The 15194-nt window shown below is 71.4% G+C and carries 14 protein-coding genes and 3 pseudogenes; 5 read left to right on the forward strand and 12 right to left on the reverse strand.

The annotated features are described in order from the left end of the window. The first annotated feature begins 108 nt into the window (after positions 1-108). From LRS07_RS01670 to LRS07_RS01680, 3 genes and pseudogenes are all read left to right on the forward strand, one after another. Complete coding sequence (locus LRS07_RS01670) at positions 109-747, forward strand: LemA family protein (RefSeq protein WP_260500304.1); 639 nt, start codon at positions 109-111, stop codon at positions 745-747. A gap of 20 nt (positions 748-767) precedes the next feature. Continuing rightward, positions 768-1686, forward strand: a pseudogene (locus tag LRS07_RS01675) (TPM domain-containing protein). Positions 1687-1748: 62 nt separating this feature from the next. Continuing rightward, positions 1749-2195: pseudogene (locus LRS07_RS01680) on the forward strand (TPM domain-containing protein); the annotation flags it as partial. A gap of 111 nt (positions 2196-2306) precedes the next feature. Here the strand turns inward: LRS07_RS01680 and LRS07_RS01685 are convergent. The 9 genes from LRS07_RS01685 to LRS07_RS01725 form a co-directional block, all read right to left on the reverse strand. Continuing rightward, positions 2307-2723 (reverse strand): F0F1 ATP synthase subunit epsilon, encoded by a 417-nt coding sequence (locus tag LRS07_RS01685; protein ID WP_260500306.1) that lies wholly within the window; start codon positions 2721-2723, stop codon positions 2307-2309. 21 nt (positions 2724-2744) lie between these two features. After that, positions 2745-4145, reverse strand: a complete 1401-nt coding sequence (gene atpD, locus LRS07_RS01690) for a F0F1 ATP synthase subunit beta (protein ID WP_260500307.1) — start codon at positions 4143-4145, stop codon at positions 2745-2747. A 31-nt stretch (positions 4146-4176) separates the two neighbouring features. Then, on the reverse strand, positions 4177-5055 hold the full coding sequence (gene atpG, locus LRS07_RS01695) for a F0F1 ATP synthase subunit gamma (protein WP_260500308.1): 879 nt from the start codon (positions 5053-5055) through the stop codon (positions 4177-4179). Between the two features lie 23 nt (positions 5056-5078). Then, complete coding sequence (atpA, locus tag LRS07_RS01700; RefSeq protein WP_260500309.1) at positions 5079-6632, reverse strand: F0F1 ATP synthase subunit alpha; 1554 nt, start codon at positions 6630-6632, stop codon at positions 5079-5081. A gap of 81 nt (positions 6633-6713) precedes the next feature. Further along, entirely contained in the window at positions 6714-7253 is a 540-nt protein-coding gene (locus LRS07_RS01705) for a F0F1 ATP synthase subunit delta (RefSeq protein WP_260500310.1), read from the reverse strand. Between the two features lie 4 nt (positions 7254-7257). Next, positions 7258-7728, reverse strand: coding sequence for a F0F1 ATP synthase subunit B (locus tag LRS07_RS01710; RefSeq protein WP_260500311.1), 471 nt, complete (start codon positions 7726-7728; stop codon positions 7258-7260). A 40-nt stretch (positions 7729-7768) separates the two neighbouring features. Continuing rightward, positions 7769-8017 (reverse strand): F0F1 ATP synthase subunit C, encoded by a 249-nt coding sequence (atpE, locus tag LRS07_RS01715; protein WP_260500312.1) that lies wholly within the window; start codon positions 8015-8017, stop codon positions 7769-7771. A gap of 59 nt (positions 8018-8076) precedes the next feature. After that, positions 8077-8946 (reverse strand): F0F1 ATP synthase subunit A, encoded by an 870-nt coding sequence (gene atpB, locus LRS07_RS01720; RefSeq protein WP_260500313.1) that lies wholly within the window; start codon positions 8944-8946, stop codon positions 8077-8079. 13 nt (positions 8947-8959) lie between these two features. Further along, positions 8960-9472: an ATP synthase subunit I gene (locus LRS07_RS01725; protein WP_260500314.1), complete on the reverse strand. Its 513-nt coding sequence runs from the start codon at positions 9470-9472 to the stop codon at positions 8960-8962. Between the two features lie 210 nt (positions 9473-9682). Between LRS07_RS01725 and LRS07_RS01730 the strand changes: the two genes are divergently transcribed. Beyond that, positions 9683-10852: an MBL fold metallo-hydrolase gene (locus LRS07_RS01730; RefSeq protein WP_260500315.1), complete on the forward strand. Its 1170-nt coding sequence runs from the start codon at positions 9683-9685 to the stop codon at positions 10850-10852. A 38-nt stretch (positions 10853-10890) separates the two neighbouring features. After that, entirely contained in the window at positions 10891-13011 is a 2121-nt protein-coding gene (locus tag LRS07_RS01735; RefSeq protein ID WP_260500316.1) for a protein-disulfide reductase DsbD family protein, read from the forward strand. A gap of 10 nt (positions 13012-13021) precedes the next feature. Here the strand turns inward: LRS07_RS01735 and LRS07_RS01740 are convergent. The 3 genes and pseudogenes from LRS07_RS01740 to LRS07_RS01750 all read right to left on the reverse strand — a co-directional run bounded on the left by LRS07_RS01740 (position 13022) and on the right by LRS07_RS01750 (position 15171). Next, positions 13022-13928: pseudogene (locus tag LRS07_RS01740) on the reverse strand (SMP-30/gluconolactonase/LRE family protein). Further along, on the reverse strand, positions 13925-14452 hold the full coding sequence (locus LRS07_RS01745) for a GNAT family N-acetyltransferase (protein ID WP_409450587.1): 528 nt from the start codon (positions 14450-14452) through the stop codon (positions 13925-13927). The pseudogene LRS07_RS01740 and the gene LRS07_RS01745 overlap by 4 nt, the downstream one beginning before the upstream one ends. Then, positions 14449-15171: a cytochrome b/b6 domain-containing protein gene (locus LRS07_RS01750; RefSeq protein ID WP_260500317.1), complete on the reverse strand. Its 723-nt coding sequence runs from the start codon at positions 15169-15171 to the stop codon at positions 14449-14451. Before LRS07_RS01750 ends, LRS07_RS01745 begins: the two co-directional genes overlap by 4 nt. Between the last annotated feature and the right edge of the window lie 23 nt (positions 15172-15194).

Raw genomic sequence — 15194 nt, forward strand, 5'->3', positions numbered from 1 at the left:
CACCGCGCCCGACACTTGAAACCCCGGCCCGCGCCGGAACCTTGCGGGCACGGGCGGGGGGCACATGCCTTGCACCCACCGCCCGCCAACCCGAAGGAGCACCGCACCATGACCGTCCTGAGACGGGCCGCCACCGCGGCCGTCCTGCTGTTCTCCCTGGCCCTCACCGGCTGCGGCTACAACGACTTCCAGCGCCAGGACGAACAGGTCACCGCCGCCTGGTCCGAGGTGCTGAACCAGTACCAGCGGCGGGCCGACCTGGTGCCCAACCTGGTCGCCACCGTCAAGGGCGAGGCCAACTTCGAGCAGGACACGTTGACGCGCGTGGTCGAGGCGCGCGCCAAGGCGACCAGCATCCAGGCGACGCCCGAGCTGGTCAACGACCCGCAGGCCTTCCAGCGCTTCCAGCAGGCGCAGGGGGAGTTGTCCAGCGCGCTGAGCCGCCTGCTGGTGGTCACCGAGAACTACCCCAACCTGAAGGCCAACCAGGGCTTCCAGGACCTGCGGGTGCAGCTCGAGGGCACGGAGAACCGCATCACCGTGGCGCGCAACCGCTACATCAAGACGGTGCAGGACTACAACGTGCTGGCCCGCAGCTTCCCGACCAACATCACCGCCAAGGTCTTCGGCTACGCGCCGAAACCCAACTTCTCGGTGCAGAACGAAGGGCAGATCAGCGCACCGCCGACGGTGGACTTCGGCGGCGGCGCGGCGGCACGGGTGCCCGCGCCCGGGGCGTCCCGCTGACGCTGCGGGCCTTCGGCGCGATGGGTCCCGCGGTGCGGCACTGGCTGCTCGGGCTGCTGCTGGCGCTGCTGAGCGGCGGCGGCGCCTGGGCGCAGGCAGAGGTTCAGCCGGTGCCGGCGCTCGCCGCCCGCGTCATGGACCAGACGGCCACGCTGAGCGCCGAGCAGCGTGCCGCGCTGGAGGCGCGGCTGGCCGCCTTCGAGGCCGAAGCCGGCAGCCAGATCGCCGTGCTGCTGGTGCCGACCACCGCGCCGGAAGACATCGCCGCCTACGCGCAGCGGGTGGCCGACACCTGGAAGCTGGGCCGCCGCGACGTCGGCGACGGGCTGCTCATCGTGGTGGCGAAGAACGACCGGCGGGTGCGCATCGAGGTGGCCAAGGCGCTGGAAGGCGCGATCCCCGACCTGGCCGCCCGGCAGGTCATCGACCGCGCGATCACGCCGGCCTTCCGCGCCGGCGACTACGCCGGCGGCCTGCAGGCGGCGGTGGACCAGCTCGCCGCCCGCATCCGCGGCGAGGCGCTGCCGGCGCCGCGCGCCGACGGCGAGCCGCCGCTGCGCCAGGGCCTCGGCTGGGAGGACCTGGCCATCTTCCTCTTCGTCGGCGTGCCGGTGGCCGGGGCCGTGCTCACCGCGGTGCTGGGCCGCAAGCTGGGTTCCCTCGTCACCGCCGGCGGCACCGGCGCCTTGGCGGCGGCGCTGGGCGGCAGCGTGGTGGTCGGCATCGTCGCCGGCGTGGTCGCGCTGCTGCTGGTCGGCGTCATCGGCATCGGCGCCGGTGGCCGCCGCGCGCACGGCCGTCGCGGCGGCTTCGCGGCGGGGGTGCCCCCGATCATCTGGGGCGGCGGCGGGGGTGGCTGGGGCGGCGGTGGGGGGTGGCGGCTTCAGCTCCGGCGGCGGCGGCGACTTCGGCGGCGGTGGCGCCTCGGGGAATTGGTGATGGCGAACCGTTGGCTGCGTTTGATCAGGCACCGGCTGTTCGACGAGCGCGACGCGCGCCGGGCGCTGGACGACGCGGCGCTCGAACGCCTGCAGCAGCAGGTGGCGGCGAGCGAGGCGGCACATTCCGGCGAGATCCGGCTGTGCATCGAACCCGGCCTGCCACTGTCCTACCTGCTGCGCGACGCCAGCCCGCGCGAACGGGCACTGGCCATGTTCGCCAAGCTGCGGGTGTGGGACACCGAGCACAACAACGGCGTGCTCATCTACCTGCTGCTGGCCGAGCACGCCATCGAGGTGGTGGCCGACCGCGGCTTGGCGCGCCGCGTGCCGCAGGCCGAATGGCAGCGCATCGTGGACGTGCTGCGCACCGCCTGCGCCGACGGCCGCTTCGAAGCCGGGCTGAGCGAGGCCATCGTCGCGGTGGACGGTCTGCTGCGCCAGCACTTTGCGCTGGCCGACGGCGAAGCGAACCCGAACGAGTTGCCGGACGCGCCCTTCAGGGCCTGAGGCGCCGCCCAACCGACCGGCCACGCAGCCGACCAGGCAAAAGGCCCGCGGCTTTCGCTCGCGGGCCCTTCTTCTTCCCGGTTCGCCGGTGCGACCGGCTGGCCGAGCGACCTACTTGCGCCGCAGCTTCTGGATCGCCGCGATCTGCGCCGCCATCATGGCGAACTCGCTCTGGGCGCGGGCGAAGTCGATGTCGCTCTTTGCGTTCTTCATCGCCTCTTCTGCCGCGCGCTTGGCCTCGTTGGCCTTGGCCTCGTCGAGGTCATGGCCGCGGATGGCGGTGTCGGCCAGCACGGTGACCGCGTTCGGCTGCACCTCGAGGATGCCGCCGGCCACGAAGACGAACTCCTCCTGGCCGTTGTCGGCGCGCTCGATGCGCACGGCACCCGGCTTGATGCGCGTGATCAGCGGCGTGTGGCGGGGCAGGATGCCCAGCTCGCCGTTCTCGCCCGGCAGCGCGACGAACTTCGCCTCGCCGCTGAAGATGCTCGCTTCGGCGGAGACGACGTCGACGTGGATGGTGGCCATGATGGAACTCCGGTGTGCCGCTTACTGCAGCTTCTTGGCCTTCTCGAACGCCTCGTCGATCGTCCCGACCATGTAGAAGGCCTGCTCCGGCAGGCTGTCGCACTCGCCGTTGACGATCATCTTGAAGCCGCGGATGGTTTCCTTCAGCGGCACGTACTTGCCCGGCGAACCGGTGAACACCTCGGCGACGTGGAAGGGCTGCGACAGGAAGCGCTGGATCTTGCGTGCGCGGGCCACGGCCAGCTTGTCCTCGGGCGACAGCTCGTCCATGCCCAGGATGGCGATGATGTCGCGCAACTCCTTGTAGCGCTGCAGGATGCCCTGCACCGCACGGGTCGTGGAGTAGTGCTCCTCGCCGATGACGTTGGGGTCGATCTGGCGGCTGGTGGAGTCCAGCGGGTCCACCGCCGGGTAGATGCCCAGCGAGGCGATGTCGCGCGACAGCACCACAGTGGCGTCCAGGTGGGCGAAGGTGGTCGCCGGCGACGGGTCGGTCAGGTCGTCCGCCGGCACGTACACCGCCTGGATGGAGGTGATCGAGCCCACCTTGGTGGAGGTGATGCGCTCCTGCAGGCGGCCCATCTCCTCGGCCAGCGTCGGCTGGTAGCCCACCGCCGACGGCATGCGGCCCAGCAGCGCGGACACCTCGGTGCCGGCCAGGGTGTAGCGGTAGATGTTGTCGACGAAGAACAGCACGTCGCGGCCTTCGTCGCGGAACGACTCGGCGATGGTCAGGCCGGTCAGCGCGACGCGCAGGCGGTTGCCCGGCGGCTCGTTCATCTGGCCGTAGACCATGGCCACCTTGGACTCGCCCAGGTTCTCCAGGTTGACGACGCCCGAGTCGGCCATCTCGTGATAGAAGTCGTTGCCCTCACGGGTGCGCTCACCGACGCCAGCGAACACCGACAGGCCCGAGTGCGCCTTGGCGATGTTGTTGATGAGCTCCATCATGTTCACGGTCTTGCCGACGCCGGCACCGCCGAACAGGCCCACCTTGCCGCCCTTGGCGAACGGGCAGATCAGGTCGATCACCTTGATGCCGGTCTCGAGCAGTTCCTGCGACGGGCTCAGCTCGTCGTAGGTCGGCGCCTTGCGGTGGATGGAGGCGGTCAGGGCCTGGTCGACCGGGCCGCGCTCGTCGATCGGGTTGCCCAGCACGTCCATGATGCGGCCCAGCGTGGCCTGGCCCACCGGCACGGTGATGGCCGCACCGGTGTTGGTGACCATCAGGCCGCGGCGCAGGCCGTCGGACGAACCCAGCGCGATGGTGCGCACCACGCCGTCGCCCAGCTGCTGCTGGACTTCCAGGGTCAGCGCGCCGCCCTCGAGCTTGAGCGCGTCGAACACCTTGGGCATCTGGTCGCGGGCGAACTCGACGTCCACCACCGCGCCGATGCACTGAACGATCTTGCCTTGTGCCATTTCGCTTCTTTCCTTGGGATTCGAATCTGTGTCAGACCGCGGCCGCGCCCGAGACGATCTCGGACAGCTCCTTGGTGATCGCCGCCTGCCGCGTCTTGTTGTAGACGAGCTTGAGCTCGCTGATGAGGTTGCCGGCGTTGTCGGTGGCGGCCTTCATCGCCACCATGCGGGCCGACTGCTCGGAGGCCATGTTCTCGGCCACCGCCTGGAAGACCAGCGCCTCGATGTAGCGGGTCATCAGCTCGTCGATGACGGTCTGCGCGTCGGGCTCGTACAGGTAGTCCCAGCCGTACTGCGCCTTCTCCTGCTCGGTCTGCGCCAGCCGTGAGGCGGCCAGCGGCAGCAGCGGCTCGACCATCGGCTCCTGCCGCATGGTGTTGATGAAGCGGGTGTAGCAGAGGTACACCGCGTCCAGCCGGCCTTCGACGAAGGCGTCGAGCATGACCTTCACCGGGCCGATCAGCTTCTCCAGGCTGGGCTTGTCGCCCATCTGCGTGAGGTGCGAGACCACCGGCACGCCGAGGCGGTTGAGGAAGCCCAGGCCCTTGTTGCCGATCGCCACCGCCTGCACCTCGACGCCCTGGCCCTGCAGCTCACGCATCTTCTGCGTGACGTTGCGCAGCAGGTTGGTGTTGAGGCCGCCGCACAGGCCCTTGTCGGTGGTGACGACGACGAAGCCGACCTTCTTGCTGGTGGCGTCGGTGCGCTGGTAGGCCGAGCGGTACTCGGGATTGGCGCCCGCCAGGTTGGCGATGATGTTGCGCACCTTGTCCGAGTACGGACGGCCGGAGCGCATGCGGTCCTGCGCCTTGCGCATCTTCGACGCGGAGACCAGCTCCATCGCCTTGGTGATCTTCTTCGTGTTCTCGAAGGACTTGATCTTCAGGCGAATTTCCTTGCCGACCGCCATGGTCAGGGCTCCTTAAAGAGAGGTCAGCCGAAGGACTTCTTGAAGGCGGCGATGGCCGAGTTGAGTTCGGCCTCCGCGTCCTTGTCCATCGCCTTGTTCGTCTCCAGCTTCTGCAGCAGCGGGCCGTGGCTGGCCTTCAGGAACTGGTGCAGGCCGCTTTCGAAGGCGAGCACCTTCTTCACGTCCACGTCGTCCATGAAGCCCTTGTTCACGGCGTACAGCGTCGCGGCCATCAGGCTGATGGGCAGCGGGCTGTACTGCGGCTGCTTGAGCAACTCGGTCACGCGGGCGCCGCGGTCCAGCTGCTTGCGGGTGGCCTCGTCCAGGTCGGAGGCAAACTGCGCGAAGGCGGCCAGCTCGCGGTACTGGGCCAGGTCGGTCCGGATGCCGCCCGACAGGCCCTTGATCAGCTTGGTCTGCGCCGCACCGCCCACCCGCGACACCGAGATGCCGGCGTTGATGGCGGGCCGGATGCCGGCGTTGAACAGGGCGGTCTCCAGGAAGATCTGGCCGTCGGTGATCGAGATCACGTTGGTCGGCACGAAGGCGGACACGTCGCCGGCCTGCGTCTCGATGATGGGCAGCGCCGTCAGCGAGCCGGTCTTGCCCTTGACCTCGCCCTTGGTGAAGGCCTCGACGTAGTCGGCGTTGACGCGTGCGGCGCGCTCCAGCAGGCGGCTGTGCAGGTAGAACACGTCGCCCGGGTAGGCCTCGCGGCCCGGCGGGCGGCGCAGCAGCAGCGACACCTGGCGATAGGCCACGGCCTGCTTGGACAGGTCGTCGTAGACGATCAGCGCGTCCTGGCCGCGGTCGCGGAAGTACTCGCCCATGGTGCAGCCGGAGTAGGCCGACACGTACTGCATGGCCGCGGATTCGGAGGCCGAGGCGGCGACGACGATGGTGTACTCCATCGCACCGTTGGCTTCCAGCGCGCGCACGATGTTCTTGATCGTGGACGCCTTCTGCCCGATGGCGACGTACACGCAGGTCATGTTCTGACCCTTCTGGTTGATGATCGTGTCGACCGCCACCGCGCTCTTGCCGGTCTGGCGGTCGCCGATGATCAGCTCGCGCTGGCCGCGGCCCACGGGCACCATCGAGTCGATCGACTTGAGGCCGGTCTGCACCGGCTGGTCCACCGACTGGCGGGCGATCACGCCCGGTGCGACCTTCTCGATGACGTCGGTCATCTTGGCGTTGATCGGGCCCTTGCCGTCGATGGGCTGGCCCAGCGCGTTGACCACGCGGCCGATCAGCTCGGGACCGACGGGCACCTCCAGGATGCGGCCGGTCGTCTTGACGGTGTCGCCTTCCGAGATGTGCTCGTACTCGCCCAGGATCACCGCGCCGACGGAGTCGCGCTCCAGGTTCAGCGCCAGGCCGATGGTCGGCACGCCGCCCGGGGCCGCGGGGAACTCCAGCATCTCGCCGGCCATGACCTCCGACAGGCCGTGCACGCGGCAGATGCCGTCGGTCACGGACACCACGGTGCCCTGGTTGCGCACGTCCGTCGTGGCCTTCAGGCCCTCGATGCGGCTCTTGATCAGTTCGGAAATCTCAGCGGGATTCAGTTGCATTGCTTGCTCCCAGACGGCGTTTGAGGCGGCCTGATGGGGTGATCGATCCGTGGGCGGTGGCGCTGGCGTCGGGTGAGGGGCTCAGGCCGTCAGCGCGGCCTTCATCTGCTCGAGCCGGGCCTTGACCGAGGTGTCCAGCACCTCGTCGCCGACCACGACCCGGATGCCGCCGATCAGCTCGGGGTCGACCTCGACGCTGCGGATCGCCAGCCGACGGCCGAAGCGGCGCTCCAGCGCCTGGCCGATCTCGGCGCGCTGGGCGTCGTCGATCGGGAAGGCGCTGGTGACCACCGCATCGGCCACGCCGGTGCGCTCGTTGATCAGCGCCTGGAACTGGCGGGCGACCTCGGGCAGGGCGTCCAGGCGGTCGTTGTCGACCACCGCCGCCAGCAGGTTCGCCACCGGCGGCGACAGCGGCCCGCCCTGCTGCTGCGTGGCGAGGTCGGCGAGCAGTTGCACCACCTGCTCGCGCGGCACGCCCGGGTGGTGGGCGAACGCGCGCAGGCCGGGGTCGCCGGCCAGCGCGCCCAGCAGCTGCAGCTGGGTCGACGTGGCCTGGTCGCCGCCGGCCTTCAGCAGCGCTTCGGCGTAGGGACGGGCGATGGTGGCGATTTCGGCCATGGGGTCAGAGCTCGCTCTTCAGACGGCCCAGCAGCTCGGCGTGGACCTGCGGGTTGACCTCGCGGCGCAGGATGGCCTCGGCGCCCTTGACGGCCAGTGCGGCCACCTCGTCGCGCAGCGCCTCGCGGGCACGGATCGACTGCTGCTCGGCCTCGGCCTTGGCAGCGGCGACGATCTTGGCGCCCTCTTCCTCGGCACGGCGCTTCGCGTCCTCGACCAGGCCCTGGGCCATGCGCTCGGCGTCGGCGATGCGCTTGCCCGCCTCGTCGCGGGTGGCGGCCAGCTGCTCCTCGACCTTGCGGTTGGCCTGCGCCAGTTCGCTCTTGGCCTTGTCGGCGGCGGCCAGTCCGGCAGCGATCTTGGCGGCGCGCTCGTCCAGCGCCTTCGTGATCGGCGGCCAGATGAAGCGCATGGTGAACCAGACCAGGATCGCGAAGACGATCGCCTGCAGGAACAGGGTTGCGTTGATGTTCACGGCACGATCCTTTCGGTCGTGGGCTTCGCGGCGGCGGCGATCAGGCCAGCACGAAGGGGTTGGCGAAGGCGAACAGCAGCGCGATGGCCACGCCGATCAGGAAGGCCGCGTCGATCAGACCGGCCAGGATGAACATCTTGGTCTGCAGCTCGTTCATCAGCTCGGGCTGACGGGCAGAGGCCTCGAGGTACTTGCCGCCCATCAGCGCGATGCCGATGGAAGCGCCGATGGCGCCCAGGCCGACGATGAGACCGCAAGCCAGCGCGACGAGACCGAGGATGTTTTCCATGATTGCTCCTAGTTAGAGGACGAGAGAAACGAACGAACGGAGGGGAAGGGAACCGCAGGTCAGTGCGCGTCGTGCGCCTGGCCCACGTAGATCAGCGCGAGCATCATGAAGATGAACGCCTGCAGCGTGATCACGAGGATGTGGAACAGCGTCCACACGGTGCCGGCGACGACGTGGCCGATGGCCAGGCCGATGCCGGTGGCCGACAGCGTGAAGGCGCCGCCCATCAGCGCGATCAGCATGAAGACGAGTTCGCCGGCGAACATGTTGCCGAACAGCCGCATGCCGTGCGAAACGGTCTTGGCCAGGAACTCGATCATCTGCATGAGGAAGTTGAACGGCCACAGCGCCCAGTGCGCGCCGAACGGGGCCGAGATCAGCTCGTGGCCCCAGCCGCCCAGGCCCTTGATCTTGATGTTGTAGAACAGGCAGACCAGCAGCACGCTCACCGACAGGCCGAGCGTGGTGGAGAGGTCGGCGGTGGGCACCACGCGCAGGTAGTCGCTGTGGCCCAGGGCCGGACCGGCGACGTGCCAGATGCCGGGCAGCAGGTCCACCGGCAGCATGTCCATGAAGTTCATCAGGAAGATCCAGACGAACACGGTCAGCGCCAGCGGCGAGACCAGCTTGCGGCTCTTCTCGTTGTGGATCACGCCCTTGGCCTGGCTCTCGACCATCTCGGCCAGGATCTCCACCGCCGCCTGGAAGCGGCCCGGCACGCCGGAGGTGGCCTTGCGCGCCGCGCGCCACAGCAGGAAGCAGCCGATGGCGCCGAGCACCAGCGAGAAGAAGACGCTGTCGAGGTTGAAGACGCTGAAGTCGACGATGGACTTCTGGCTCACGTTCTCGAACGAGAAGTCCTTCTGCAGGTGCCGAAGGTGGTGCTGGATGTACTCGCCAGCGGTGGGCGCATTCGCGTCGGCTGCCATCTTTCCTAGAACCTCAAGCGTCGTTTGACTTCACCCGGCCCCGCCACAGCAGGGCCAGCCAGTTGACCTTCATGCACAGCACCAGGGCCGCCAGCAGCGCAGGCCAGCTGAGCGGCACCACCAGCTTCGGCGCCAACAACAGCAGGCCGACCGAGGCCCCGAGCTTGACGAACTCCCACGCCAGGAAGCGAAGGGCCATCGCGCCCGCATTCGGGACATTCGATTTGCCGGACAGGCCGATGACCATCAGGGCGGTCGGTGCGGTCACCGCGAAAGCGCCATAAAGCGCCGACGCGGCCACCGAGCCCCGGCCCGACCAGCCCCACGCCAGCACGGCGACGAGAGCCCCGACGGCGGCCTGGGCCGCCACCAGCCGCCACAGTGACAGTGGCGGCTGACCGGCGCGAAGACGCTGCGCTTCGTCGCGCGTCAGCGGCCGGATCGGTTCGTCGTCGTGCTCGTCCTCGGCCGTCTCGTGGTCCCGCCAGGCCGTGGCCCGCAAGGGGCGCGGCATCTGTTGGGGCATGGGAAGGCGTTGGAGGGGGCTGCGAACAGCAAAGCCTAGGGATTATACGTGGTAACCACCGCGCATCGACAGCCTTTAGAAAGGATGCACCAGCGCCCACGCACCAGCGTGCGGCATCGGCACCACAGCGCAGCACGACGGCGGCGCTGGCGGCCGGGCCGCCCGCCCGCGCGCTGCACGGGCCGCCCGGTCGCTGCATCATGCGGCCCCATGCCGACCGCCCCCCTGGCCCGACCGCAGCGCCGATCGCCGATGGCATGCACCGCACCGGTCCGCTGGCGCGCCATGCGGACGCTGGCCGGCCTGATGGCCTGCCTGTCGCTCGCCGGCTGCGGCAGCGCCGGGCCGCTGCCCGAGACGACGGGCGAGGGTGCGCGCCGCGAGGACGGCCGCTACCAGAACCGGCAGCCCGGCTTCGAGCCCAAGGCGTTCACCGAGCTGCTGCGCTGGCGCTGGCAGGCGCTGCGCGAGGGCCTGCCCAAACCACCGCGCGAGCCCATCCCCACCGAAGCGCCCGACACCGCCTTCATCCGGGCCAACGCCGGCGCCGGTGCGGCGATGGTGCCGGCGGTGACGTGGATCGGCCACGCCACCGTGCTGGTGCAGGCGGGCGGGCTCAACCTGCTCACCGACCCCGTCTTCTCGGAGCGCGCCTCGCCGCTGACGTGGATCGGCCCGAAGCGCGCGCAGCCGCCGGCCCTCGACCCCGGCACGCTGCCCCGCATCGACGTGGTCGTGATCTCGCACAACCACTACGACCACCTCGACGAGGCCAGCGTGAAGGCACTGGCCGCCCAGCGCGGCGGCTCGCCGCTGTTCGTCGTGCCGCTGGGCCTGAAGGCCTGGCTGGCCGAACACGGCATCACCAACGCCGTCGAGCTGGACTGGTGGCAGGGCCACCGCATCGGCGACACCGAGGTCGTGCTGACGCCGGTGCAGCACTGGTCGGCGCGCGGCCTCGGCGACCGCATGAAGACGCTGTGGGGCGGCTATGCGGTGCTGCAACCCGGCTTCCGCTGGTTCTTCGCCGGGGACACCGGCTACTCGCAGGACTTCCAGGAGATCGCCGGCCGGCTGGCGCCGCGCCTGGGCGGTGTCGGCTTCGACCTCGCGCTGCTGCCCATCGGCGCCTACGAGCCGCGCTGGTTCATGCAGCCCCAGCACGTCAACCCTGCCGAGGCGGTGCAGATCCACCGCGACCTCGGGGCGCGCCGCTCGCTCGGCATCCATTGGGGAACCTTCGCGCTGACAGACGAATCGTTGGACGAGCCGCCGCGGGCGCTGGCGCTCGCGCGTCGGGCCGCCGGTCTGGCGGACGACACCTTCTTCGTCACGCCGATCGGCCGCACGCAACGGCTGGACTCGCGCCCCGCGCCATGACGGCCGGAACCCGCCGCCCGGCCGCCCTTCCAAACCGCATGCCCTTTCCCGCCCTGCGCTTCGTCGTCCCGGCCGTCCTGCTCGCCGCCCTGCTGCCCGCGACCTCGCGGGCGCAGACGACCACGGTCACCACCGAGCAGGTCCGCGCCGAACTGGTCGCCGACGCACCGCAGGGCGTGGTGCCCGGCGCGCCGGTGATGCTGGGCCTGCGGCTGCAGCACGCGCCGCACTGGCACACCTACTGGAAGAACCCGGGCGACTCCGGCCTGCCGACCCTGCTGACCTGGACGCTGCCGCTCGGCGTCGAAGCCGGCGACATCGAATGGCCACTGCCGAAGCGGCTGCCGGTGGGCCCGCTGATGAACCACGGCTACGAAGGCGAAGTGCTGCTGCCGGTGCCGCTCACCGTGCCGCCCGGCTTCGCGGCGCCGACGCTCGACGTCCGGCTCAAGGCCGAATGGCTGGTGTGCAAGGAGGTCTGCATCCCGCAGTCCGGCGAGTTCCGGCTGCAGCTGCCGACACAGGCCGCCACCGCCGGCCACCGCGCGCTGTTCGACGCCGCGCGGCGCGCGCTGCCGCAGCCGCTGGCCGATGCCCGCGCCGAGGCCCGCCTCGAGGACCACGCGCTGGTGCTGGAGGTCGGCGCACTGCCGGCCGCCTGGCGTGGCCAGTCGCTGCAGTTGCTGCCCGAGACGCCCGCGGTGCTGGCCGCGGCGGCCACGCCGCAGCAGCAGTGGCAGGCCGAGCGCTACACCGCCCGCCTGCCGCTCGCGCCCGAGCGCGCCGAGGCGCCGGCCATGCTGCCGCTGGTGCTCGCCACCGCCGCCGGCCAGTCGGTGCGCATCGAGGTGCCGGTGCGGGGCCCCTGGCCGGCCCCCGGCAGCACGCCGGCGCCGGCGCCGTCGGCGGAGCCGATCGGCGCCGTGCCGACCGACGGCGCGCTGCCCGCCACGCTGGCACTGGCCTTCCTCGGCGGCCTGCTGCTCAACCTCATGCCCTGCGTGTTCCCGGTGCTGTCGTTGAAGCTGCTGTCCTTCGCCGCCCGCCGCGACAGCGGCCGCCAGCGGGTGGCCGGCGCGCTGGCCTACGGCGCGGGCGTGCTGGCGTCCATGCTGGCGCTGGCCGCGCTGCTGCTGGCGCTGCGCGCCGGCGGCGAGCAGCTGGGCTGGGGCTTCCAGCTGCAGTCGCCCACCTTCGTCGCGGCGCTGGCGGCGCTGTTCACCCTGATCGGCCTGAACCTGGTGGGCGCCTACGGCCTGGGCGGCGCGCTGACCGGCCGCCTGGCGGGGCTGCAGGCCCGGCATCCGCTGGCCGACCAGGCGCTCACCGGCGTGCTCGCGGTCGTCGTCGCCTCGCCCTGCAGCGCCCCGTTCATGGGGGCGGCGCTCGGCGCGGCGCTCACCCTCGACACGCTGTCCGCCCTGTCGGTGTTCGCCGCGCTCGGCCTCGGCCTGGCGGCGCCCTACGTGGCGGCGGCGGCCTGGCCGCGGCTGGCGCGACGGCTGCCGCGCCCGGGGGCGTGGATGGCGACGCTGAAGACGCTGCTCGCCTTCCCGATCTTCGCCACCGTGGTCTGGTTGCTGTGGGTGCTGGGCCAGCAGGTGGGGCTGGACGGCGCGATGGCCTGGCTGGGCGTGCTGCTGGCGCTGGCCTTCTGCGCCTGGGCGTGGGCCGGGGCGGCGCTGGCGCGCGGCGGGCGGCTGGTGCTGGGCGGGCTGTCGCTGGCGGTGCTGGTGTGGGCCACCGCGGCCAGCCTGGCCTGGCTGGACACTGCGGAGCCGGCCGCGCCCGCGGTGGCGGCCGACACCCGCTGGCGGCCCTGGAGCCGCGCCGCCGTGGACGAGGCTCGCGGCCAGGGCCGGCCGGTGTTCGTCGACTTCACCGCGGCCTGGTGCGTCAGCTGCCAGGTCAACAAGCTGACCACGCTGTCGCGGCCCGAGTTGCTGGCCGACTTCGCCGACCGCCGCGTGCTGCTGCTGCGCGCCGACTGGACCCGCCGCGACGCCGCCATCACCGCCGAGCTGCAGCGCCTGGGCCGCAGCGGCGTGCCGGTCTACGTGCTGTACGGCACGGGCACCGAGCCGCCGCACCTGCTGCCGGAGGTGCTCACGGTCGCCGGCGTGCGGCAGGCGTTGTCCGGCTTGGCGCCGGCGCCCTGACGGGCCGCGCTCAGCCCAGCGCGACGAAGTTCACCGGCAGGCCGGGCACCTGCACCGACAACTGCAGCACGGCGCCCGACCAGGGGTGGCGCAGCACCTCGGCCTGCGGCCGGCCCTGCCGGGCGCTGGTGACGTAAAGGGTGCGCAGGTCCGGCCCACCGAAGCACGGCATGGTGGGGCAGCGCACCGGCAGCTCGATGGCCTGCAGCACCTCGCCGCCGGGGGGACAGCCGCAGCAGCCGGCCGCCCTCGTACATCGCCACCCAGAGGCAGCCGTCGCTGTCCATGGCGGCGCCGTCCGGCCGGCCGCCGTAGGGGACGGTGGGCTCGGCGCCAGGCGCCGGCTTGGGCGCGAAGCGGGCGAAGGGCCGGCGCCGCGACAGGCTGCCGTCGGCCGGCTCGAGATCGAAGGCGTCGATGGCGTGGGCGGTGGTGTCGGCCCAGAACAGCGTGCGGCCGTCGGGGCTGAAGGCCAGCCCATTGCCGACGGTGGCGCCGCCGGCCACCCGCTGCAGGCCGTCGAGGTCCAGCCGGTACAGCGAGGCCTCGCCCGGGCGCCGGGCGTCGTCCAACGTCGCCACCCAGAAGCGACCCTGCGGGTCGGCCTTGCCGTCGTTGAAGCGCTGCTGCGCCGGGTCGTAGGGAGGCCTGGCCAGGCGCCACTGGCGTCCGCTGTCCGGCTCGAAGCGCCAGAGGCCATCGCGCCGCGCCATCAGCAGGCCGCCCCCGAGCACCGGCGCCACGCAGGCGGGCTCGCTGTCGAAGGACCACTCGCGGTGGTCGCCGCGGGCCGGGTCGAAGCGGTTCAGCCGCCGACCGTCGATGTCGCACCAGTACAGCGCCGCCTCGCCGGGATGCCAGAACGGCGATTCACCGAGCGCGGACGGCGCGACGGGCAGGGCGACGGCTTCGTTCACGGCGCGCGGTCCAGCTCGGCCTTCAGGTAGTGCGAGCCCGCCACCGGGTTGAAGTAGTACGGCGGGATCTCCTCGAAGCCCAGCGACGCATAGAGCTCGCGCGCCGCTTCCATGTCGTCCAGCGTGTCGAGCAGCATCACCGAGAAGCCGGCGCTGCGCGCATGGTCCATCAGCGCCTGCGCCAGCTGGCGCCCCAGGCCGAAACGACGGAAGGCCCGGCGCACGTACAACCGCTTCATCTCGCAGGCGTTCGCATAGTCGCTGGCGGGCAAGGGGCGGACCGCGCCGCAGCCGGCCAGGGCGCCGTCCACCTCGGCCAGCAGCAGGGTGCCCAGCGGTGCCGCGTAGTCGCCGGGCAGGTCGGCCAGTTCGGCCTCGAAGCCCTGGAAGCCGAGGTCGATGCCGAGCGAGTCGCCGTATTCGCGAACGATCTGGCGCGCCTCGTCGAGCTCGGCCGGCGACCGCGGCTCGCGCAGCTGGATGACCGGGCCATCGTCGGCGCCGGCCGCCCGTCGTGGCTTCACAGCTGCAATACCCAGACCGCCAGCGCGGCGCAGCCGAACGCCAGCGCCAGCGCCAGCAGGCGCTGCGCGATGCCGTCCTGCGAGGCCGGCAGCGCATGCCCGGCCGGCGCCCACTGGTCGCCGTGCAGCATCGGCCCGATCAGGTTGCGCCGCTTGACCAGCAGGTAGGCGAACACCGCCACCACGTGCAGCACGGCCAGCGCGATGACCAGCCACTGCCCCGCCGCCTTGTGCCACCCGGTCGCGGCACTGGCCGTGGCCGTGGCGACGAAGCGGTTGAGCGGACCGATGTTGGCGATCTCGTCGTCGGCCACCAGGCCGGTGGCCACCTGCACCGCGAGCACCGCGAGCAGCCCCCACACCGACAGGCTGCCCAGCGGGCTGTGGCCCCAGTCGAAGCGGTCGCCGGGCGCCGGCCGGCCGCGCAGGTAGCGCCACAGCGCACCGGGTCCGTAGAAGAAGGTGCCGAAGCGCGACCAATGGCCGCCGAGCACGCCCCACAGCAGCCGGAACACCAGCAGCGCCATCACCGTCACCCCGAGGCGGAAATGCCAGACCATGGCGTTGCCGCCCACCTTGGCGGTCACGATGGCGCCGATGACGCAGACCGCCAGCGCCCAGTGGAACAGGCGTGTCGGCAGGTCCCAGACGCGCAGCCGGGTGCGCGACGGCGACACCGTGGAGGAGGGGCTGGCAGCGGAAGAAACGGTCGGGTTCATGGTGGCGTGTGGGCCCGGCCCTC

Source organism: Aquabacterium sp. J223 (assembly GCF_024666615.1).
In the GTDB taxonomy this organism is placed as follows: domain Bacteria; phylum Pseudomonadota; class Gammaproteobacteria; order Burkholderiales; family Burkholderiaceae_C; genus J223.